General features: G+C 42.1%; 22 protein-coding genes. 4 read left to right on the top strand and 18 right to left on the bottom strand.

Annotated features, from left to right (window positions below):
• Positions 1 to 3 precede the first annotated feature (3 nt).
• The 18 genes from P3L37_RS05530 to napF form a co-directional block, all read right to left on the bottom strand.
• Complete coding sequence (locus P3L37_RS05530) at positions 4 to 336, bottom strand: DUF2946 domain-containing protein (protein WP_371021336.1); 333 nt, start codon at positions 334 to 336, stop codon at positions 4 to 6.
• A 407-nt stretch (positions 337 to 743) separates the two neighbouring features.
• Positions 744 to 1,775, bottom strand: a complete 1,032-nt coding sequence (locus P3L37_RS05525; RefSeq protein WP_109912711.1) for a phosphotriesterase — start codon at positions 1,773 to 1,775, stop codon at positions 744 to 746.
• A gap of 1 nt (position 1,776) precedes the next feature.
• Positions 1,777 to 2,742 carry a DMT family transporter gene (locus tag P3L37_RS05520; RefSeq protein WP_004913337.1) on the bottom strand — a complete coding sequence of 322 codons (966 nt, stop codon included), beginning with the start codon at positions 2,740 to 2,742 and terminating at the stop codon, positions 1,777 to 1,779.
• Between the two features lie 119 nt (positions 2,743 to 2,861).
• Entirely contained in the window at positions 2,862 to 3,599 is a 738-nt protein-coding gene (locus P3L37_RS05515) for a glutamine amidotransferase (RefSeq protein WP_109912712.1), read from the bottom strand.
• Positions 3,600 to 3,625: 26 nt separating this feature from the next.
• The gene (locus tag P3L37_RS05510) at positions 3,626 to 4,846 is read right to left on the bottom strand and encodes a PfkB family carbohydrate kinase (protein WP_109912713.1); all 1,221 of its coding nucleotides are present in this window, start codon (positions 4,844 to 4,846) and stop codon (positions 3,626 to 3,628) included.
• A gap of 652 nt (positions 4,847 to 5,498) precedes the next feature.
• Positions 5,499 to 6,572, bottom strand: a complete 1,074-nt coding sequence (locus P3L37_RS05505; RefSeq protein WP_109912714.1) for a cytochrome c-type biogenesis protein CcmH — start codon at positions 6,570 to 6,572, stop codon at positions 5,499 to 5,501.
• Entirely contained in the window at positions 6,569 to 7,126 is a 558-nt protein-coding gene (dsbE, locus tag P3L37_RS05500; RefSeq protein ID WP_004262204.1) for a thiol:disulfide interchange protein DsbE, read from the bottom strand. Before dsbE ends, P3L37_RS05505 begins: the two co-directional genes overlap by 4 nt.
• Positions 7,123 to 9,054 carry a heme lyase CcmF/NrfE family subunit gene (locus P3L37_RS05495; RefSeq protein WP_004913344.1) on the bottom strand — a complete coding sequence of 644 codons (1,932 nt, stop codon included), beginning with the start codon at positions 9,052 to 9,054 and terminating at the stop codon, positions 7,123 to 7,125. Before P3L37_RS05495 ends, dsbE begins: the two co-directional genes overlap by 4 nt.
• Positions 9,051 to 9,542: a cytochrome c maturation protein CcmE gene (gene ccmE / locus P3L37_RS05490; protein ID WP_004913345.1), complete on the bottom strand. Its 492-nt coding sequence runs from the start codon at positions 9,540 to 9,542 to the stop codon at positions 9,051 to 9,053. Before ccmE ends, P3L37_RS05495 begins: the two co-directional genes overlap by 4 nt.
• Positions 9,539 to 9,751: a heme exporter protein CcmD gene (gene ccmD, locus P3L37_RS05485; protein WP_004262214.1), complete on the bottom strand. Its 213-nt coding sequence runs from the start codon at positions 9,749 to 9,751 to the stop codon at positions 9,539 to 9,541. The genes ccmE and ccmD overlap by 4 nt, the downstream gene beginning before the upstream one ends.
• On the bottom strand, positions 9,748 to 10,488 hold the full coding sequence (locus P3L37_RS05480) for a heme ABC transporter permease (protein ID WP_004913347.1): 741 nt from the start codon (positions 10,486 to 10,488) through the stop codon (positions 9,748 to 9,750). Before P3L37_RS05480 ends, ccmD begins: the two co-directional genes overlap by 4 nt.
• 197 nt (positions 10,489 to 10,685) lie before the next feature.
• Positions 10,686 to 11,324 (bottom strand): cytochrome c-type protein NapC, encoded by a 639-nt coding sequence (gene napC / locus P3L37_RS05475; RefSeq protein ID WP_109912715.1) that lies wholly within the window; start codon positions 11,322 to 11,324, stop codon positions 10,686 to 10,688.
• A gap of 9 nt (positions 11,325 to 11,333) precedes the next feature.
• Entirely contained in the window at positions 11,334 to 11,783 is a 450-nt protein-coding gene (napB, locus tag P3L37_RS05470) for a nitrate reductase cytochrome c-type subunit (protein ID WP_004913351.1), read from the bottom strand.
• A complete protein-coding gene (gene napH / locus P3L37_RS05465) occupies positions 11,780 to 12,643 on the bottom strand; it encodes a quinol dehydrogenase ferredoxin subunit NapH (protein WP_272667430.1) in 864 nt (287 codons plus the stop codon). Before napH ends, napB begins: the two co-directional genes overlap by 4 nt.
• Entirely contained in the window at positions 12,630 to 13,340 is a 711-nt protein-coding gene (gene napG / locus P3L37_RS05460) for a ferredoxin-type protein NapG (RefSeq protein ID WP_004262231.1), read from the bottom strand. Before napG ends, napH begins: the two co-directional genes overlap by 14 nt.
• Before the next feature lie 6 nt (positions 13,341 to 13,346).
• Positions 13,347 to 15,833, bottom strand: a complete 2,487-nt coding sequence (gene napA / locus P3L37_RS05455; protein ID WP_004913361.1) for a nitrate reductase catalytic subunit NapA — start codon at positions 15,831 to 15,833, stop codon at positions 13,347 to 13,349.
• Positions 15,814 to 16,092 (bottom strand): chaperone NapD, encoded by a 279-nt coding sequence (gene napD / locus P3L37_RS05450; protein ID WP_004913364.1) that lies wholly within the window; start codon positions 16,090 to 16,092, stop codon positions 15,814 to 15,816. Before napD ends, napA begins: the two co-directional genes overlap by 20 nt.
• Complete coding sequence (gene napF, locus P3L37_RS05445) at positions 16,082 to 16,573, bottom strand: ferredoxin-type protein NapF (RefSeq protein ID WP_004262238.1); 492 nt, start codon at positions 16,571 to 16,573, stop codon at positions 16,082 to 16,084. The genes napD and napF overlap by 11 nt, the downstream gene beginning before the upstream one ends.
• Before the next feature lie 806 nt (positions 16,574 to 17,379).
• Between napF and nrfA the strand changes: the two genes are divergently transcribed.
• The 4 genes from nrfA to nrfD are packed head-to-tail and all read left to right on the top strand — an operon-like array spanning position 17,380 to position 21,051.
• Positions 17,380 to 18,813, top strand: a complete 1,434-nt coding sequence (nrfA, locus tag P3L37_RS05440; RefSeq protein ID WP_109912716.1) for an ammonia-forming nitrite reductase cytochrome c552 subunit — start codon at positions 17,380 to 17,382, stop codon at positions 18,811 to 18,813.
• Positions 18,814 to 18,860: 47 nt separating this feature from the next.
• On the top strand, positions 18,861 to 19,430 hold the full coding sequence (nrfB, locus tag P3L37_RS05435) for a cytochrome c nitrite reductase pentaheme subunit (protein ID WP_004913368.1): 570 nt from the start codon (positions 18,861 to 18,863) through the stop codon (positions 19,428 to 19,430).
• The gene (gene nrfC / locus P3L37_RS05430) at positions 19,427 to 20,098 is read left to right on the top strand and encodes a cytochrome c nitrite reductase Fe-S protein (RefSeq protein WP_004913371.1); all 672 of its coding nucleotides are present in this window, start codon (positions 19,427 to 19,429) and stop codon (positions 20,096 to 20,098) included. Before nrfB ends, nrfC begins: the two co-directional genes overlap by 4 nt.
• Complete coding sequence (gene nrfD, locus P3L37_RS05425; RefSeq protein WP_004913373.1) at positions 20,095 to 21,051, top strand: cytochrome c nitrite reductase subunit NrfD; 957 nt, start codon at positions 20,095 to 20,097, stop codon at positions 21,049 to 21,051. Before nrfC ends, nrfD begins: the two co-directional genes overlap by 4 nt.
• Positions 21,052 to 21,069 lie beyond the last annotated feature (18 nt).

The following is a 21,069-nucleotide window of genomic DNA, read 5'->3' as shown; positions in this document are numbered from 1 at the left end:
ACATCAGGAAATAGGCGGGGCTCGAGCAAGGTGTAATGACCATGGTCTAAATAACCAAATGTGAACACTACGTTCAAAAGGAATAAATAGTGCCAGTGTCGCTAATTGCCGAATAACTACGGCAATAAATAAGATAAGAAATGGGAAGTGGATCAATAATTGGCAGTAACCACATGCAATGTCTTCCATCGGAGATTGCCCAATCCCCGTCATTAACATGTGATTCATTGGTGCAGAAACGTCACAATTTTCAGGCATCAGCATACCTTGATGCGAGTGCATCGAATGGCCTGCCATTGATGAATGCTCAATTGTACTATTAGGGTTAGTGCTCACGCAGTGTTCCATCAGCCTCATCGATTTAGAGAACAATGGAGCGATAAACAGCATAACCACAGCCAATAGTGCAAGATAGGCAGCAAATTGTCTGATTGAAGTGCGCAGGTGCAACGTTTTTCCGTCATCTGAGTACGAATTTATAGTGCAGAATTGTATCTTATTTAGATACCCATTGTTATTGATATTTACCGAAAATGTTAATTTAAGATGAACTTTATTGATAAAATTGATTATCTATCATCAATACAAACCCATTGAAAAATCAATCAATTGACTGATTTATAGTATTAGGTACATTTCTCTAAGTCAGCAAACTGTTTTAAAGGCGCCATAAAAAAGTAGCAACCACAAGTGATTGCTACTAATTTTCCATCCAAAGAATTCTAAAAATAACAAAGGGTATTCTATGCTAATAAGTTTGCAGGGTTATCAATACAAAGGCGGTTAATCATCGATTTATCCACCCCTTTTTTGGCCAATAACGAGAGAAAAACATTGGGTACAAATCCCCAGCCATTACCCCCATTTTTTGCCCACATTTGTTTGAGAAAAACATCATGACTCAACACGATTTGTGCCCCATACCCCATCTCAATCAGTTTACAAACCGCAACCGCAGTTTCTGTTACTGTTGGTGCAACACCTTCTTTTGGAAATGAAATATCTAGACCAATCATGTCAAACTCAAGCCAAACACCTCTATCAAGCATACGGCGTTGATAGTCAAAATCTTTACCTGACGGGTCTGAGTGTGCCAATGAAATTTTAGCGGGATTAACACCCATTTCTTTGATTAAAATATCGAGAACCTCATCTCCTCGACGTTGCCAACCAGGCATATGAATATTCATTGAAACATGGTCATTAGCCAGTTGCGCTACTGATGCCGCTCTTAGGCTATTCTTTTCACCATCAGTAAAAAAAGGAGATACCCCGATTTCACCAATCATTCCTGCACAAATATCCGTTCCATCAATGCCTACATTTAGCTCATCATCAATCATTTTAGCCATAGCATCGATATCATTGACTAACCGGTCACCTTCAAACTTTTCAATATACAGGCCAGAAGAAGCAACCACATTAATACCCGTTTTAATGGCAACTTCGCGCAATTGATGTACATCACGGCCAATCGCTTTGGAACCTGTAGCATCTACCAATGTTTTACCACCAAGTTCCTTAAAATTATTGACTTCATAAATCACATCTTCGATTGGCTTTTTATCCATATTGTCACAGCAGCAATATGGGTCGTGCTTCAGTCCCCATTGAATATCGGCACTGACTTTTTTATCAACCAACACATGTGAGAAGTCATAAAATGGCTCATCGACAACCGTTGATAAATCATTAAACAGATGTTCATGTGGTAATGTCAGTCCCATATCTTCTTTTTTAACGGGCCCTGTCACCGTTTGGATATAACCTTTCATTTTATACTCCTGCGGCTTTTGTCGCTTTGGCTTCTCTAAACTCAGGAATGGTCGTAATAATTGCGCCGACTAAAGCAAATACTGTTCCAATAATAGTCACTAAGTACACGGTATTGCCCAAAGACGGTAGCAATAAGTCAATCAGTACCGAACCCAATAACTGCCCTGCCGTTGAAGCAACACCGAGCATCAACAAACCTAAGCCGCGGACTAAGATTGCCATTAATGCAATGGACATTAAACCTAACGGGCCACCTAGGTACATCCACCAAACACCCGGTAAATCTAAAGTGAGATGACCTAATGCCATACGGATCACGAGAGCTATCGTCAGTACGGTAAAACCAACAATAAAGTTCCACGTAATAGAAACCATCATTGAACCTGTTGCTTCTGCAACTTTTGAGTTACCTGCGGGTTGCCACCCTGCTAACAAACCAGCTAAAAAAGGCAAAATAGCTAAATAAATGGCAGAACTTGAATGCCACTGTGGTGAAACCACAAACAACGTCGCGACAACCGCAAAAATGGCACCTAATACACGAAAGGTAGTGAATGGTTTTTTCTCATCGATACCAATACCAAAACGGTCACACAGCAAGCCTGATAATAATAGTGCAGAAATCAATGCAGTTTGGAAAGTTGCGATACCTAATGCACTCGCGGATGCGCCTTCAGAAAACACCACCATCGCACCGCACAGGCCTGCAAACCAATTCCACAATGGAATTTTTTTATTTTTAATTAAGCTAGGAATTGCTGCAAATTGTTGTCTGGTTTGTTTCTTCGCAATAATGATAAAAAACATCACCACCAAACCACTGGCAAATGAAATAACGGCGCTCGCATTTCCATCTTTTAATACATCACCCAGCTGCCCATTCACTGCGGATTGCATTGGCGATAACATACCGGCTAATACCGTCGCTATCATTAAAAAAGGGGTAGAATAACTTTTAACACTCATAAAATATTCCTTTTGGATTTTTGACTATGAGTCATTATTTTTTGTAATCGGCTTACAAGGTGCTGAATTAACTCAGCACCCATTTTCTTTATTTTGATTTTTTACTTTTAAAGAATTAATTAACGAGCGATTTGCTTAAGAATATTTACCCACATATCTGAATAATGCTCCCAAGCCATAAACTCACGACTTCCCCAGTGTGGCGAGCAGTCACTCATAAAACAGCCTGTTTTTCCTTTGTCATATTCACCGAATACCAATAATGGGTCTTCACCAATATTTAAAACAACTTGTGTATTTTCTTTAGCAGCAACTTTGTTATAACCTAAAAACATTGGCCAATTACCAAAGTTTTTAATTGATTCATGGCCTGTATTAGCGGGTGTTGCAAAAACTCCCTCAGGGGTTTCAACGCGGTCGTCACCATCTAACATTTCAACCGGTAATACATCGGCTAATAATGTATTTTTATAATTAGCTTTGGCTTCAATTCCCATAAATGACAAGTAACCACCGATCATTAATAAACCACCACCTTGGCTAACATATTGTTTAATTAATCCAAGTGCGTTAGGTAATACTTTCATATTATAGAAAGTGTCATTTTGTAATAAGAAAGTATTGGCACCGATATCGCTAATAACAACAACATCGTACTTTTCTAATTCCTCTACGGTTTTAGGGAATGCCATTTGCACGGTATGTGCAGGCATATAATCAATTTCAACGCCTTTATTTCTTAAACATTCTAATAAGAAAGTTGCACCTTCTTCATATTTACTTGAAGTAAAGCTGTCATAACCTTTAGTGTGGATCATATGGATATGCCATGATTCACCAATAAATAGAATTTTCATTTTTTTCCTCTTTTCAGAATATTAATTTATTCAGGGGATTGAGTCACAACCTGAGAATAGGTTGTTTGATTAATACGATGCATAACATTTATATCTTCAGGCATTTCTGAAGCATTACTTGTTTCAACAGCAAGGGATGAAAACGCCGATGCATAGCGCAAGGCGTAAGAAAACTGTTTACCTTTCGCCAAAGATGCAGCAAGAGCCCCATTGAATGCATCGCCGGCACCCGCCGTATTCTTAACAACAGCAGTGTAAGCCGGGGAATAAATGAACTTATTACCATCAAATGCAATAGAGCCTTTGCTTCCGAGTGTAATAACTACTTTTTTTACACCTTTGTGATAGATAACTTCAGCCGCTTTTTTAGCACTTTCTAAATCAATAACATTAATATTAGAAAGCAGACTTGCTTCAGTTTCGTTAGGGGTTAAAATATCAATCTTTTCAATTAATTCATTAACGATGTCGTTATACGGCGCAGGATTTAAAATAATTGGAATTTTATATTCATTACCAATCTCAATAATTTCCTTTAACGCTTCAATATTCGTTTCTAACTGAAGAAGAATAATATTTGAGTTTACAATTTTATCTTTTTGAATCTTCACTTCGTCAGCAGTAATATCCATATTAGAACCTGGATATATTGAAATAATATTTTCTCCACTATTTTCAGATACAAATATAGATGCTGTACCCGTTTGATATTTTTCAGTTTGGTATATGGTCGAAGTTTTAATTTTAGATGACGATATGAAGTTTATTGCATATTCACTAAATTGATCTGTTCCTATCTTCGTAATAAAGTGGACAGGTGAATCTGAATAACTCGCTGCTAATGCTTGGTTACACCCTTTACCACCAGGAGAAAAAATAAATTTATTTGATAATAATGATTCGCCTGCCTCTGGTAACCGAGGTAAGTAACTAATCATATCTACGTTAAATGAACCTAATACACATACTTTACCTAACACGGCATCATCCTTATCTGTTCTTTCATTAAAACTTTCATTGCACTCAAGAAATTGAATTATTTCTTTTTTAGCAACTTTATCTAGTGTTTCAAATTCGATGTATGCGCCACCATGGCAACGGCTAATAATTCCTTTTTTTGCTAAAGAGTTTAAATCTGCTCTAATGGTTTCTTTAGTGACATTAAGTTCTTTCGATAAAACAGAAACTTTGGCTGATCCAGTATTTTTTAAAATATTAATTATTTTCTTATGTCGTTCTGCTTTCATGCCATTTTACCTCATGGCATTTACTCTAATTTATACCTTGTTACATTAATGTGATTGTACTCATAGGTTCTCCCTGCAAAGCAAAAAAAAGCAAAAAGCATAAAAGTAAAAACAAAAAAAACCAAAAAAGAATAACTAAAGGTAAATCTTCTATTATTATCAAAATAATATAAGAATTGATTAGTTTACTTTATGGAATTTAGACTAAGAAGGAAGTACATAAGTAAATATAATAATTCGGATTATTTATTATATATTTCATAAATATAAAAACTTTAAAATAAAACAAAGTTAAATTAATAAGTTATATTTATATCTTCATTAATTAAATAAGATAAAATAACCCTGATTAATCGCTATAATCTATTATGGGTAAAATAATGATAGGTTGAGAGAAGGATCACAATTTGAGTAAATGGATTATTCACCAGATAAACAAAAGGGAGCGATTGCTCCCTTTTTAGACTTGCTGCCAAACCTATTATGTTTGGCAGCAAGTCTAATTGGTTTTGAAAATACATTAGGAAAATCAACTCATTGATTTTCGGCTGATAACACAAAGCGGGAAAAACCACGCTTTTATCCCGCTTTGTCAACAACCTCAAAAGGGAGCGGTTGCTCCCTTTTGGTCATAGTAATTGACTGCCGTTAACTATTCCGCTTTCGCTGGCAACCCTTTCTTTTCGTGTACCATCATCAGTGCTTGTTCAACACTGCGCTCGATGATAGGGCGACGTTGGTCATTCTCTGGCAGTAGTTTTAACATCATTTGCCAAGCAGAAATGGCTTCAGCGTAGCGTTCTTGCTCAAACGCATTGAATGCAAAAATGCTCAACGCTTTCACATTGGTACGGTCTTCTGCAATCAGCTTTTTAAGTAGTTCCGCACCTTGACGGTTATCTTCTGGGTCAGAAGAGCGCGTCAAAACTTCCGCATAGCCCATCACTACATTTTCATTTTTAGGTGCTAGGCGATAAGCACGGCCATAGGCATCGGTTGCCATGGTCGCATTCCCCAACACCATACCAATACGGCCTAGCATTTCCCACGCTTCTACATTTTGCGGGTCTTCTTGAAGGCGAGTACGTAGACCTAAGGCGAGGTGTTCCATTTCCGCATTATTAAGTGGCGGCTCTGACGGGTCTAGCGCTCTATCTAGCAAGGCCGGAGCTTGTTGGTAGGCATTATTCCAATCCGCCACTTTCTCGTAGCTACCTACCTGATAATAAGCACCACCCGCAACACCTAATGCAATGATAAAACCGGGTAAATAAACCCAATTGCTAGTGCGAGAAGCCTCAGGTAATGATTCTTCATCACCCTGCTCAACCTGTTTTAATCTAACGCGTTTTTTAGAACGGGCAAAAATGATCCAACCGCCTACCGCTATCGCAACAAACGGTAATCCCCACAGCATAACCGTTAGCGGTGTCAGCGGTGGGTTATAAGTGACGAAGTAACCATAACGGGCAACCATGTAATCAACAATTTCATCACGGTTCTTGCCTTCTTTCATTAACTCATACACTTTTTGGCGCAAGTCCAGTGCAATCATTGAGTTAGAATCTGCAATGCTGTTGTTTTGGCATTTAGGACAGCGCAGTTCCTCGGTTAATTTACGGAATTGCTGCTCTTGTTGTTCATTATCGAAAGTAAAGACTTCTGTCGATGCATATGTCACCGTTGCACTTAACGTTAACATCAATAAACCCAGTAAATACCTCATTGGTTCGCCTCCTGATTATAGCGCTCCCAAAGGGGTTTAAACTCTTTTTCCCAAACGCGCTCGTCCATTGCCCCTGCGTGACGATAACGGATCACACCATTACCATCAATTAAGAACGTTTCAGGTGCCCCATATACCCCTAGGTCAAGGCCTAACATCCCTTCACCATCAAATAAGCTTAAGGCATAAGGGTTGCCCAACTCACGCAACCACACAATGGCTTTATCCCGTTTATCTTTATAGTTCAACCCAACCACACGAACACCCTGTGCAGACAACTTATTCAAATATTGATGTTCTGCTCGGCATGTTGGGCACCATGTTGCCCAAACATTCAATAAGATAGGTTGCCCTTGTGTTAATACATCAGATTCGTAGTGCTGCCCCGGGTTTTCTAATGACTCAAGACGAAAAACAGGCACTGGCTTACCAATTAAAGCAGATTCTAATAAACGAGGGTCATCCCCTTCTGCATTACGCATCAATTGCCATAACAGAACCGCGGCAATTCCTGCAAAAATAATAAAAGGAATTAAGAAGACTTTGCGGTTCATGCTGTTTCCCCTTGTAATTTACGGCGACGATAACGTGGGTCAAACAAGCAGAATAACGCACCAATAGCCATTAATACGCCACCAGACCAGATCCAACGAACAAACGGTTTATAATACAAGCGCATAGTCCATGTATCTTTAGCAATTTCCTCACCCAATGCAGCATATAAATCGCGAGTAAAACCACCATCTATCGCCGCTTCAGTCATAACAGCTCGACTAACACTATAAAAACGTTTTTCTGGCATTAAAACACCGATGACTTTGTCTTTTTCCTTCACTGAAATACTGCCAATGACACCTTGGTAGTTAGGGCCATCAGCTTCTCGTACTCCATTAAATACAAAGGTATAAGCACGAATTGAAATGCTATCACCCGGCTTCATTTTCACGTCACGCTCAATACTGTAATTTTGGCTAAAGGCAATACCGACGATAGTTACCGCCAAACCTAAGTGCGCCAGTACCATTCCCCAGTAACTTGGTGTGAGCTTGATTTTCTTACTGATGCGGACTCGCATTTCTGCGAAGGCAAGAATAGCAATCCAGCACGCCATCATTAAGCCGACAACCGTTAGGGCTTCTACCCTATCTTCCATCAATAATGGCAGAGCAAATGAGAGAATAACGGTTAAAACAGTTGCAATGATTAATAACTTTTTAATCGCCGCAGGGCGGTCACGCCCCCAACGTACGAGTGGCCCAATTCCCAGTAACAAGGCAAATGGCACCATCAACGCGATAAACATGGTATTAAAGAACGGTTCACCAATGGAAATCGTACCTAGACCAATTTGTTTATGAACCAACGGTAGCAAAGTACCGAGTAACACGACTAACATCGCGGCTGTTAGGATAACGTTATTGCCCAATAACATGGATTCACGGGACCATAGCGCATTGTTAACTCTTGAGCGTACTTTGTGCCCACGCAGTGCAAACACTAATAAAGAGCCGCCAATCACTAACACCATGAAGGCTAAGATGAATAACCCTCGAGATGGGTCTGAGGCGAAGGCGTGTACGGAAACCAGTACCCCCGAGCGGACTAAGAAAGTCCCGAGCAAACACAATGAGAAAGCAAAAATCGACAATAATAGTGACCATGCTTTAAAAGTGGCTCGCTGCTCAGTCACGGAGAGTGAGTGGATCAATGCTGTTCCCACTAACCATGGCATAAAGGAAGCATTTTCCACCGGGTCCCAGAACCACCAGCCCCCCCAACCTAATTCATAATAAGCCCATGCGGAACCTAACATGATCCCTAGCGTTAAAAAGAACCATGCTGCCATCGTCCAAGGGCGAGCAAAACGCGTGAAAGAGCTATCTAACCGGCCACTTAACAATGCAGCAATCGCAAAGGCGAATGCCACTGAAAAACCGACATATCCCATGTATAACAATGGTGGGTGGAAAATCAGCCCTGGATCTTGCAGTAATGGATTGAGGTCACGCCCTTCAATCGGAAAGGCGGGTAGCGTGCGCGAAAACGGATTTGAAGTGAAGATGATAAACAGCAAAAAACCAACGCTAACCATCCCCATAACAGCTAAAACACGAGCAACAATATCGAGAGGCATGCGATAACTGCAAATTGCCACCGCAAATGTCCAGCCACTCATTAATAATACCCAAAGTAATAATGAGCCTTCGTGAGCTCCCCATGTTGCCGCAACACGATACCAAATAGGTAATTGCGTATTAGAGTTATTGGCAACATAAGTGACTGAGAAATCATTAACAACAAAGGCATTCACTAATACTAGGAATGCCCCTGTTACACAAAGAAAAAGTAACCATGCTAATGGACGTGATGAAGCCATTAAGCGTGCATCATTGCGCGCCACTCCCCATAGCGGGTAGAAAGACAGCAAAACGGCAAGACCTAATGCCAAGCACAGTAAAACGCTACCAATTTCAGGGATCATGATGCATTGTCCTTATAGGCAGCAGCTGGCCTGCGATGGTTTTCTTGCATCGCTTTTTCAACCTCTGGTGGCGTATAGTTTTCATCATGTTTCGCAAGCACTTCTTTCGCTAAAATATGATTATTCTCTTGTAATTCCCCTTGAACAACGACACCTTGCCCTTCTTTGAATAAGTCGGGCAAAATTCCATGATAACTTACGTTAACCTCACCTTCGGCATCATAAACAGTGAAAGTGATATTGACAGCGTTAGAGACAGGGTCAGAATCACGTACTACACTACCTGGCATGACCATGCCACCGACACGTAAGCGTTGCCCAACTTCAGGGATTTGCTGAGTTTCTCGCTTACCATAAATGATTTCACCGGGGGTATAAAACAAGTCAATGCTTGAGCGTAATGCATAGAGAATTAATGCGAGGGTTAGCCCCACACCAACCAATATGGAACAGATCAGCCAAAGTCGGTTACGACGACGAATATTCACACTCCCTCCCTACGCGCTCTTGCTGCTTTTTGCCTGACTTCACGAGCTTGCTGTTGAATAATTGCATTTATTATCATTTTTCTTTGTATATACGTATGCAAACAGAGTAACAAAATAGGTATTAATGTCAGCGCAACCGCCAGCCATACATAAAAACCATAGCCGCCCATCGCCCAAAATTCACTCCAAGATGCAAATGCGCTAGTCATGATTGACGTCCTTTTTTATTCACAATATCTAATACCCATGGACGGTTACGTTCTAACATCAATAATTGGCTACGTAAACGGATTAACGTTAATGAGATAAAAAGAAATAGGTAACCAAGGATAGCTAAACGAAGTGGTGTACGCATAGCAGGGTTGATGCTTTCTTGCATGCGAGTCGAAGGTTGGTGCAAGGTTTGCCACCATTCAACTGAATAATGAATGATAGGTAAGTTAATCACACCAATTAATACTAAAATTGCAGCGGCCTTTCCTGCGGTGCGACGGTCATCAAACGCATGCCATAAAGCAATAATCCCCACATACAGAAAAAATAGAATTAATTCAGAGGTTAAACGTGCATCCCATACCCACCATGCACCCCACATTGGTTTACCCCATGTCGCACCTGTAACTAATGCAATAAAGGTAAATACCGCCCCTATTGGTGCCATCGCCGCTATCGCCAATTCCGAGACTTTCATTTGCCAGACTAGCCCAACAAAAGCAGTAATGGCCATCGTGGCATAAATTCCCATCGACCACATTGCGGCAGGAACATGAATATACATAATACGATAGCTTTGGCTTTGAACTTTATCGGTTGGCGCAAAACCAAATCCCCAAATCCATCCCACCGCTAAACAAATTACACTCAATATAATAAACCACGGTATTAGACGCCCACATAACCGATAAAGGTTGACTGGGATGGCTAGTTGATGAAGCTTTTTCCACATAGTTTAATTACCCTGATTTATTATATTGTTAGTAAATGCTGCGTGACAGCATCATACAATACACATTAAAAAAGCAAATATATTGATTTAACACAAATATAACTTAGGCTGATCATACTCAAACGCATAACCAGCCTATTTATTGATCATTACTTATAATTCATCGATGTAACTCATCATAAAATGATTACCTTGAATTAAAAGCCAGGTTCAACTTCACGCATGTCCGGCAACTTATGGGCGATCCCTTTATGGCAGTCAATGCAGGTTTTACCATCCGTGATGGCTTGGTCATGCATTTTGGCTGCAACTCCTTTTTGTGCTGTAAAGTCCATATACTCAAAGTTATGGCAGTTACGACACTCTTGTGAGTCGTTATTTTTCATTCGTCGCCACTCACTTTGCGCCATCGCTAACCGATGGTCTTCAAATTTTTGTGGCGTATCAATGATGCCAAAAATTTTTCCGTATAACTCTTTACTCGCTTGAATTTTACGCACCATTTTGGGACCAAACTCATGCGGTACGTGACAATCAGGGCAAGTTGCGCGGACACCACTACGGTTAGTATAGTGAATAGTATCCATATATTCTTCATAGACATTCTCACGCATTTCATGGCAGCTAATACAGAACTCTTCCGTATTGGCCATTTCCATACCGGTATTGAAGCCGCCCCAGAAAATAACACCACTCACGAAACCAATCAGCAATAAGGTTCCTAATGCTAATCGGCTTGGCCTACGCCACCAGCGCCATACTCGGCCGATTAACCCAAACAAGCCCTTTTTCTTCGGCTTGTCATCATTTGTTTGCTTATCATTGTTATTTGACATAATTCCCCCTTATTTCCCAAAACCTTTGGATGGGGTAAATGTGTTATCAACAATCGGTGCTGTGTCTGACTGAGGCACGTGGCACTGTAAACAGAAGTAGCGATTTGGTGCAACTTCGCCAAGGACTTTGCCTGTTGCATCCATAAAGTGCGTTGGGCTGACTCTTGGTGCCCCTGTCGTGCGGTAATTTTCCACACCATGGCATTGCAAGCAACGATTAGTATTGGTGGTAATTTGATAACCTTCAACACTATGAGGGATCATTGGTGGTTGATTCACATAGTTTAATGCCATTCTTTCTTGCTCTTTCGGAATATGAATGCTTCCTTCTGACGTACCGGATACTTCTGGTGATTGGGTCAGGTCTACACCATTAGCAGCCCAAACAAGACTGCTTACAACAAAGGCCATTCCAGCCACCCAACGGCTGATCGTCTTTTTCAGGACAGGATTTTTCATGATTTTGCTCCCGAACTCCATCTTAGTGTTATTTTAAAAACATCCTCAGAACAAACATCGATGCAACGACCGCAAGTGATGCAATCTTTATCGGATATCTGCGCTGGAGCTTGTTTATCTAGGACCGGTGCGCGCAGAACTTGCGGCTCCGGACAAATGTGGAAACAGTCCATACAACGGCTACAGTTTTCTTTATTTTCCGCTGTAACAACCAATGCGCCCTTGCACCCTGCCACGCCATATAGCGCACCTAATGGGCAAAGGTGACCGCACCAACCATGTTCCACAACTAATAAATCGAATAAAAACAGTGCAACTAAAACCAATGCACCGCTGCCAAAACCAAAAATTAAACTGCGCCCCATTAATGAAACTGGATTAAGCCATTCCCAAAGTAAGGTACCTGTAATAGCAGAACCGATCAGGATCACGACCAGCAATACATAGCGAATATTGCGCGGTATTGTTGCGGATTGGTTAAAATCAAATTTAAGTCTTAACCACGCCGCCGCATCCGTCACTGGGTTTACAGGACAGACCCAACTACAGAAAATGCGCTTACCCAGCAGTGCATAAACCCCGAATACGATAACAGCCCCAACTAATGCTGAGATCCCCGGTAAGTAACCACTTGCTAAGCTCTCTAAGGTGATTAATGGGTCAGTCAAAGGTACGGTGTCTAACAATAAGCTACTGCTGTAGTTACCATGTAAAATCCATACCCCAAACCATGGCCCACTCAAGAACATCGCTAACACCAGCAATTGGCTTATACGTCTAAACACCAACCATTTGTGGCTCTGCCACCAGCCTTTTTTTGCCTGAGCTTCACGTCCGGCATCACGTTTACGATTCGCCATTGTTACCCTCCAGCCAACCAAAGCGGTAATGGTGTCCTAACTCACCTTTCGCCAGCGACCTTGGTAATACCTTGATAGCTGCCTCTTCCAATACACATGCCTGTTCACATTTACCGCATCCCGTGCAGTAGTTGCTATTGACGGTGGGTAAGAAGCGCGCGTGCTTACCTGTTCGGTGGTTTTGTTCAAGTTCCAATGTGATGGCTTCATCAATCAGTGGACATACGCGGTAACATACATCACACCTTAGCCCTTGAAAGTTCAGGCAGTTTTCCTGATCGAGTAAAACGGCTAACCCCATGCGTGCATCGTTAATCGACTCAATGTCTTTATCCAATGCACCACTTGGGCAAACCTTGGCGCAAGGAATGTCCTCACACATTTCACACGGATTTTCTCGGGCGATGAAGTATGGCGTTCCAGAAGCCAAACCGGATGCCAATGTCGCTAATTTCAACATGTCATACGGGCAGGCTTGAACGCATTGTCCACAGCGGACACATGCACTGGCAAATGCTTTTTCATCAAGGGCTCCCGGCGGACGAAGCTTAACGCCACTCGCACGGGAAGTTTGTTGCTGAAGCCCCAGCACCACACCAACAGCCGCCAACCCACCCGCAGTACGGGCGACATCGCGTAAAAAGCGACGACGACTATTCTGGGACTTAGCCTGTTGAGACTTAGCTTTCTGGGGCATGAGCAATTACACCTTTTCCAGTTTAACGGCACATTTTTTGTAATCCGTTTCTTTTGAAAGCGGATCGGTTGCATCCAGTGTTAAGTTATTCACTAGCTGCGCAGCATCGAAGAACGCCATGTAAACTAAGCCTTTTGGTGGTCTATTACGGCCACGTGTTTCGACAATCGTGGTCACATCACCACGGCGTGAAACCACTTTGACTTTATCACCACGGCGTAAACCTCTCTCTTTCGCATCGATTGGATGTATAAACACAAGAGATTCAGGGAAAGCACGGTGCAGTTCAGGAACACGGCGTGTCATACTACCGGTATGCCAATGTTCTAATACACGGCCTGTTGATAACCATAAGTCATATTCTTTATCTGGCGATTCCGCAGCAGGCTCAAATGGCAGAGCAAAAATCACCGCTTTACCATCTGGTTTACCGTAGAATTGATAACCCGCGCCAGCCTTAACGTAAGGGTCATTTCCTTCGCTATAACGCCACTGAGTTTCTTTGCCATCAACCACTGGCCAACGGATACCGCGCGCTTTGTGGTAGTCATCAAAATCAGCCAAATCATGACCATGACCGCGACCAAAGCCAGCGTATTCCTCGAACAGCCCTTTTTGTAAGTAAAAACCTAATTCACGAGACTCATCATTAAGTTGGTCTTCTGCTAACTCGCTCACAGGGAACTTCGTTACAGCTTGGTTAGCGAATAACACGTCATATAGGGTTTTACCGCGTAATTCAGGTTTTTTCGCGAGTAACTCTTCAGGCCACACTTCATCCGTTGTAAAGCGTTTAGAAAACAGTACCATCTGCATTAAGTCAGATTTTGCTTCGCCTGGTGCCTTAACTTGCTGGCGCCAAAATTGGGTACGACGTTCCGCATTACCGTAAGCCCCTTCTTTTTCTACCCACATGGCTGTCGGTAAAATTAAGTCGGCAGCCAATGCGCTGACCGTTGGGTATGGGTCAGATACCACGATAAAGTTACGTGGGTCGCGCCAACCAGGCATACGCTCTTGGTTGATATTCGGGCCCGCTTGCATGTTGTTGTTACACATTACCCAGTAGAAATTCAATTTACCGTCTTTTAAAGCACGGTCTTGGGCAACAGCGTGCAAACCCACTTTTTCAGGGATCGTCCCAGCAGGTAACCCCCACACACCTTCTACTTTTTCACGGTGTTTTTCATTGGTAACCACCATGTCCGCAGGTAAACGGTGTGAGAACGTACCGACTTCACGAGCAGTACCACACGCTGATGGCTGGCCTGTTAATGAGAACGGCCCACAACCCGGTTGAGAAATTTTTCCTGTCAGTAAGTGCAAGTTATACGCTAAGTTATTCGCCCAAACACCGCGAGTGTGCTGGTTAAAGCCCATGGTCCAATAAGAAACCACTTTCGTTTTAGGGTCTGCGTAAAGTTTAGCGAGTTCTTCTAACTGATCTTTTGGAACCCCGGTCATTTCTGCGGTTTTGTCTAACGTATATTCTGCAACAAAGGCTTTATACTCGTCCCATGTCATTGGCTCAGACGCATCAGAACCTGCATTTTTCGCATTTTGTTCGAGTGGGTGAGTTGGGCGTAATCCATAACCGATATCTGTTGCACCACGACGTAAATTCACGTGTTTATCGAGGAATTCCTGATTAACTGCGTTATTTTGAATGATATAGTTTGCAATATAGTTCAGGATCACCAAGTCAGATTGTGGTGTAAAGACGATGCCGTTATCCGCTAATTCAAAGCTACGATGTTTGAAAGTCGATAACACCGCAACACGCACGTCAGGGTTAGACAGACGACGGTTGGTGATACGAGACCACAAGATTGGGTGCATTTCTGCCATGTTTGAACCCCAAAGGACAAACGCGTCAGCATGTTCAATGTCATCATAACAACCCATTGGTTCATCCATACCGAAAGTACGCATGAAGCCCACTACCGCAGAAGCCATACAGTGGCGTGCATTAGGGTCTAAGTTATTAGAACGGAAACCACCTTTGAACAGTTTTGATGCCGCATAGCCTTCCCAAACTGTCCACTGGCCCGAACCGAACATACCAATCCCTTCAGGACCTTTTTCTTTTAATGTGGTTTTGACTTTTTCTTCCATAACATCAAAGGCTTGCTCCCACGTAATCGGTGTGAACTCCCCATTTTTGTCATATTCGCCGTCTTTCATACGCAACATTGGCTGCGTTAAACGGTCTTTTCCGTACATAATTTTTGGTAAGAAATACCCTTTGATACAGTTTAGACCACGGTTTACAGGGGCTTCTGGGTCACCTTGGCTGGCCACAATACGACCATTTTGAGTGCCCACCAGTACCCCACAGCCTGTACCACAAAAACGACAAGGGGCTTTGTCCCATTTAATACTTTCTTGTTGACCAACCACTGCTTTCGCAATGCTCGGTGCGCCAATACCGGCCGCCGCAGCAGCGGCCGCTATCGCATTGGCTTTCATAAAGCTACGACGACTGAGTTTCATAATCTTCCTCACCTTGCTCTTCCTGCTGATGGTAAACCAGCGAAACATCTAGTACGCCGTCAATATCGCGTACTAAATCAATAGTATCTAACAACGTTCTACTACCTTGCCCTTCAACAACCACAATCAGTTTTCCGTTTTCCGGGGCGCTTAGCGCCACTTCACAATGGGAAAGTTGATTAATTTCTTCGGCCACAGTAGACAGTCGCTCACTTTTTACTTGTACTATTAAACTGCACACTTGATAGTTACTGTGCATGTTCATGCTCCACGGTAATGGCTGAAACTGGGCAACCTGCGACGCAAGCACCACAGCCTGTACAACCTGGTGTTTCTACTTTTGGCTGGTATATACCGGCCATTGACGGACGAAAAGAGATGACTTCAGGCTCACAACTGTCTTGGCAACGACGACATTCAATCGAAAGATAAGCAAGACAATTTTGGCCAATCGAAATTGAGATATCCCAAGGTTGGGAATGTTTTGGTAGGAAAATAGGTTCTGGACATGCTGTTGCACATGCATAGCAAAATGTACATTCACCACGCTTAAAATCAACAACAGGGTAGCCCCCTGCTCCTGGTTGGATAATTGCCGTTTCGCAACTTTCAACACAGGCATTGCAACGGGTACACAATTCGATAAATTGCGTTTCACTACCACTCCATGGCGGCCGAACCACTGGGGCTGCACTACGCCACGCACCAGTTAATACTCCCCGACGGGTGAGATCAACCATGTTTTTTTCCTTTACATTGCCAACAAAAAAACTAAAACGTATTGATAAACCGCATTTTTTATATGTGTATTTATGAGAAATATTAACGATAGAGGTTATAAAAATACATACTACCAAGTGGGTAAAAGAGGTAATTACCCGTATACGACTAGAAATGACAACATTTACGTTATTTACTCACCATTAGCTAAAAGTAGCACCAAAATGATAACCAAGTAGGCCTTTTTAATTATTTATTAACATTTTTTTAATATGTATTATTAATTTAAACTCAAGTTTTAATTTTTTAAATTATAATTCCAGCTCAAAACTACTACTAAAGTGGTATGTGCAATGTCATTTAGCAAAAAAATATCTGTATTTTTTTTGATATTAAACAACTTTCATTTCTAACTTTATTTTAAAAACAGCACTCAAATATTTAAAATAAAAAAATTATTTTAAAATCAATAAAATAAAATCAGATAACGCCAAATATCAAAATAAGAATCATTACTAATTAATTATTAAAAGTAACAGTTTAAAACTACAGAAAAATAACTATATCAATTTCAATAATACCTATTTTTTATTATTTCCTCACATTCTATTTCCTTATTACAAATTATCTTTTGATCAAAAACAATATTTTTAGTGTGGTTTTTTGTTACACATATAAATTGGCAATGTCTTGGTAGCAGATGAAAGCTTGCTATCAAACCTAAATAACAAAAAGATACCCAAAATAGTTCGAGTCACAGGTCACATTACAACAACAACTCGAAAAATGAAGGGATGACTGGCTAAAATTACTCGAGGCCCTTTTTATGGCAAACATAAGAAATAATGCACTATGCTTATTGAGTCTGGTTGCAGGAATATTTCTCTTTACCTCTGTTCATGCTCAAACTCCGACTAAAGATAGTACATCTACCATCAACGCTCGAAATGAAACTTTCGAAGCTGCTCACCCTGATCAATACCACTCTTGGCGAGCAACATCCGAGCAATCAAACCGAGAAGACGCATTAGCGGAAGACCCTCGCTTAGTCGTTCTCTGGGCTGGATACCCATTCTCACGCGACTACAACAAACCTCGTGGTCACGCCTATGCCATCATCGACGTCCGTGAAACCTTACGAACTGGTGCTCCGAAAGATGCCCAAGATGGCCCGCTTCCGATGGCATGTTGGAGCTGTAAAAGTCCCGATGTGGCTAGGCTTATCCAAGAACATGGCGAAGATGGCTATTTCGAAGGTAAGTGGGCAAAAGGTGGCCCAGAAGTGGTGAATGTCTTAGGTTGCGCAGATTGCCATAAAACCGACTCAGAGGATTTTGCAAAAGGTAAACCAGAGCTAACACTTTCTCGCCCTTATGCAGAGCGTGCAATGGAAGCGATTGGCAAACCGTTTGATAAAGCCAGCCGGTTCGACCAACAGTCCATGGTGTGTGGCCAATGCCACGTAGAATATTATTTCTCTGGTGATAAAAAAGCCGTGAAATTCCCATGGGATAACGGCACCAAAGTGGAAGATATGGAAGTCTACTACGACAACATTGGTTTCTCTGACTGGACCAACTCACTGTCGAAAGCTCCAATGCTAAAAGCCCAACACCCAGAATATGAAACTTGGAGTGCGGGTATTCATGGCAAAAATAACGTGACCTGTATTGATTGCCATATGCCAAAACTGCAAAACGAAAAAGGCGAACTGTATACCAGCCATAAAATTGGTAATCCATTCGACAATTTCGAACAAACCTGTAGCACTTGCCATACCCAAAGCAAACAACAACTGCAAGATGTGGTTGCTGAACGTAAAGTCGCTATCCAAGAGATGAAAATCAAAGCGGAAGACCAATTGGTTCGCGCTCACTTTGAAGCGAAAGCCGCATGGGATGCAGGCGCAACAGAAGATGAAATGAAACCAATTTTAACCGATATTCGCCATGCACAATGGCGCTGGGATTTAGCTATCGCCTCCCACGGTATTCATATGCACGCACCAGATGAAGGCCTACGTATGTTAGGTGGTTCGATGGATAAAGCGGCAGATGCACGTACCAAACTCGCTCGCCTGTTAGGCTCTAAAGGCATCACCCATGAAATTGCCATTCCAGATATTTCAACCAAGGAAAAAGCACAACAAGCCATTGGTTTAGATATGCAAAAAATCAATGCGGAGAAACAAGAGTTCTTAAAAACTGTCGTTCCGCAATGGGATGACCAAGCTCGTAAAAATGACCTATTAGCCAAATAACCATGATTTGCCCCAAATAATGGGGCAATACAACCAATGGAGTGAATATGAGCGTACTACGTTCGTTATTAACTGCTGGGGTGCTGGCAACAGGCTTATTATGGGCAACAGCCGCATCCGCAACCCCACAAATGGCACAAGAAAATGCAGAAGGCCGTTGGGTTGTCACGCAGCAACGCAGTGCTGACAGCGCCTGCTTAGACTGTCATAAACCAGACCAAGAAGGCATGCATGGCACTCACGCAGAAGTGATTAACCCTAACAATAATTTACCCGTGACTTGTACCAACTGCCACGGTAACCCAGGGCCTGATCACCGTGAAGGCGTCAAAGATGTCATGCGCTTTAACAACCCAATGTATAACGTTGAACAACAAAACAGTGTCTGTCTGTCATGTCACTTACCAGAGCAACTACAAAAAGCGTTCTGGCCTCATGATGTCCACGTCACCAAAGTGGCCTGTGCCAGTTGCCATGACCTTCATCCGAAACAAGATACGATGAAGGTACTGACTGATAAGGGCAAAGTAAAAATATGTGTCGACTGTCACTCAGATCAACGCAATAACCCTGATTTCAATCCAGCAGCGGTGAAATTGCGTAAGGAGCAGCCATGAGTTGTTCTCGTCGTCAATTCATTATCTACACAGGAGCACTGGCGGCGGTAGGAGGGGTTGCTAGCCATACGCTAGCTAACACCATGAAAATAGATGGCGTTCGCTACGGCATGGTGCACGATGAAAATCTGTGCATCGGCTGTACGGCGTGTATGGATGCGTGCCGAGAGGTTAACCAAGTACCGGAAGGTGTTTCACGGTTAACCATCATCCGTAGTGAGCCCATAGGCCAATTTCCTGATGTTAAATACCGTTTTTTTCGCCATTCCTGTCAACATTGTGAAAGTGCGCCTTGTGTTGATGTTTGCCCTACTGGTGCCTCTTTTATCGACAAAACAACGGGGATTGTTGATGTAAACCCTGACTTATGTGTCGGCTGCCAATACTGTATTGCTGCCTGCCCTTATCGTGTCAGATTCATTCACCCTATCAATAAAACTGCGGATAAATGTGATTTTTGTCGTAAAACGAATCTAAAAAAGGGTAAGCAACCAGCTTGTGTCGAGTCTTGCCCGACCAAAGCATTAACCTTTGGTAATTTAGATGATCCTAAGAGCGATATTTCGTTGATGCTAAAAGAAAAACCGACTTATCGATTCAAGATTGCACTCGGTACTCACCCCAAAATGTATCGAGTCCCGTTCAAATATGGGGAGGTTAGCCAATGACAACAGCTTCTGCTTTCCATTTTGAATCCTTAGTGTGGGACTGGCCCATTGCCGTTTACTTATTCTTAATTGGTATTTCAGCTGGGCTCGTGGTACTTGCGGTACTTATGCGCCAGTATTATCCCACTGCGGCTGGCAGTGATAGCACTCTCATGCGCACAACACTGATTTTAGCTCCGACAACAATCATCTTTGGGTTATTGATCTTAATTCTCCATTTGACGCGTCCATGGACATTCTGGAAATTAATGTTTCATTACAGCCCAACTTCGGTGATGTCGATGGGGGTAATGTTATTCCAAGTGTATATGGCTGTACTTGTTATTTGGCTTGCTAAAATTTATGAAAAAGAGCTCATGGTTTTACAGCAAAAATGGCTGCCTAAGTTTACGCTTATCCCAAGAATATTAACCCTGCTAAATCGTGCGATGCGTTCTCTGGATATTGTAATGCTAGTCTTGGCTGTTTTGCTTGGGGCTTATACCGGATTTTTACTTTCAGCATTAAAATCTTATCCATTCTTAAACAATCCATTATTACCAGCTTTATTCCTATTTTCAGGAATATCGTCAGGTATCGCGGTATCATTAATGGCAATAGCATTACGCTACCGTAAAAATATCCATAACGACGAAACCGCATTTTTACACCGTATCGAAGGCTTTGTTATTTGGCTCGAGATATTCCTATTAGCAGCCTTTTTTGTCGGGCTAGCGTTAGGGGATGACGGGAAAATTCGTTCATTAATTGCCGCATTAGGCGGTGGTTTCTGGACTTGGTGGTTTTGGATTGGCGTTGTCGGGTGTGGTTTTATTATTCCTCTGCTATTCAAAAAATGGATGGATAAAGGACAAGGTGCAGCAAGAGTATTGATTATCAGTGGTGCAAGCTTACTGGGTGTCTTCTGCTTACGCTTCTTTGTGTTATACGCAGGGCAGTTGACCGTCGCATAACTCACTCAAAAATAAGGG

Source organism: Providencia sp. PROV114, assembly GCF_032704305.1.
GTDB lineage: Bacteria > Pseudomonadota > Gammaproteobacteria > Enterobacterales > Enterobacteriaceae > Providencia > Providencia rettgeri.
Note: the sequence above shows the minus strand (reverse complement) of the source record. Positions and strands in the feature narration are given on the sequence as shown.

Excerpts from the sequence above, each read along its gene's own strand:
- P3L37_RS05525 (WP_109912711.1), bottom strand. The coding sequence starts at position 1,775 with ATGAAAGGTTATATCCAAACGGTGACAGGGCCCGTTAAAAAAGAAGAT.
- P3L37_RS05520 (WP_004913337.1), bottom strand. The coding sequence starts at position 2,742 with ATGAGTGTTAAAAGTTATTCTACCCCTTTTTTAATGATAGCGACGGTA.
- P3L37_RS05515 (WP_109912712.1), bottom strand. The coding sequence starts at position 3,599 with ATGAAAATTCTATTTATTGGTGAATCATGGCATATCCATATGATCCAC.
- P3L37_RS05510 (WP_109912713.1), bottom strand. The coding sequence starts at position 4,846 with ATGAAAGCAGAACGACATAAGAAAATAATTAATATTTTAAAAAATACT.
- P3L37_RS05505 (WP_109912714.1), bottom strand. The coding sequence starts at position 6,572 with ATGAGGTATTTACTGGGTTTATTGATGTTAACGTTAAGTGCAACGGTG.
- dsbE (WP_004262204.1), bottom strand. The coding sequence starts at position 7,126 with ATGAACCGCAAAGTCTTCTTAATTCCTTTTATTATTTTTGCAGGAATT.
- P3L37_RS05495 (WP_004913344.1), bottom strand. The coding sequence starts at position 9,054 with ATGATCCCTGAAATTGGTAGCGTTTTACTGTGCTTGGCATTAGGTCTT.
- ccmD (WP_004262214.1), bottom strand. The coding sequence starts at position 9,751 with ATGACTAGCGCATTTGCATCTTGGAGTGAATTTTGGGCGATGGGCGGC.
- P3L37_RS05480 (WP_004913347.1), bottom strand. The coding sequence starts at position 10,488 with ATGTGGAAAAAGCTTCATCAACTAGCCATCCCAGTCAACCTTTATCGG.
- napC (WP_109912715.1), bottom strand. The coding sequence starts at position 11,324 with ATGTCAAATAACAATGATAAGCAAACAAATGATGACAAGCCGAAGAAA.
- napB (WP_004913351.1), bottom strand. The coding sequence starts at position 11,783 with ATGAAAAATCCTGTCCTGAAAAAGACGATCAGCCGTTGGGTGGCTGGA.
- napH (WP_272667430.1), bottom strand. The coding sequence starts at position 12,643 with ATGGCGAATCGTAAACGTGATGCCGGACGTGAAGCTCAGGCAAAAAAA.
- napG (WP_004262231.1), bottom strand. The coding sequence starts at position 13,340 with ATGCCCCAGAAAGCTAAGTCTCAACAGGCTAAGTCCCAGAATAGTCGT.
- napA (WP_004913361.1), bottom strand. The coding sequence starts at position 15,833 with ATGAAACTCAGTCGTCGTAGCTTTATGAAAGCCAATGCGATAGCGGCC.
- napD (WP_004913364.1), bottom strand. The coding sequence starts at position 16,092 with ATGCACAGTAACTATCAAGTGTGCAGTTTAATAGTACAAGTAAAAAGT.
- napF (WP_004262238.1), bottom strand. The coding sequence starts at position 16,573 with ATGGTTGATCTCACCCGTCGGGGAGTATTAACTGGTGCGTGGCGTAGT.
- nrfA (WP_109912716.1), top strand. The coding sequence starts at position 17,380 with ATGGCAAACATAAGAAATAATGCACTATGCTTATTGAGTCTGGTTGCA.
- nrfB (WP_004913368.1), top strand. The coding sequence starts at position 18,861 with ATGAGCGTACTACGTTCGTTATTAACTGCTGGGGTGCTGGCAACAGGC.
- nrfC (WP_004913371.1), top strand. The coding sequence starts at position 19,427 with ATGAGTTGTTCTCGTCGTCAATTCATTATCTACACAGGAGCACTGGCG.
- nrfD (WP_004913373.1), top strand. The coding sequence starts at position 20,095 with ATGACAACAGCTTCTGCTTTCCATTTTGAATCCTTAGTGTGGGACTGG.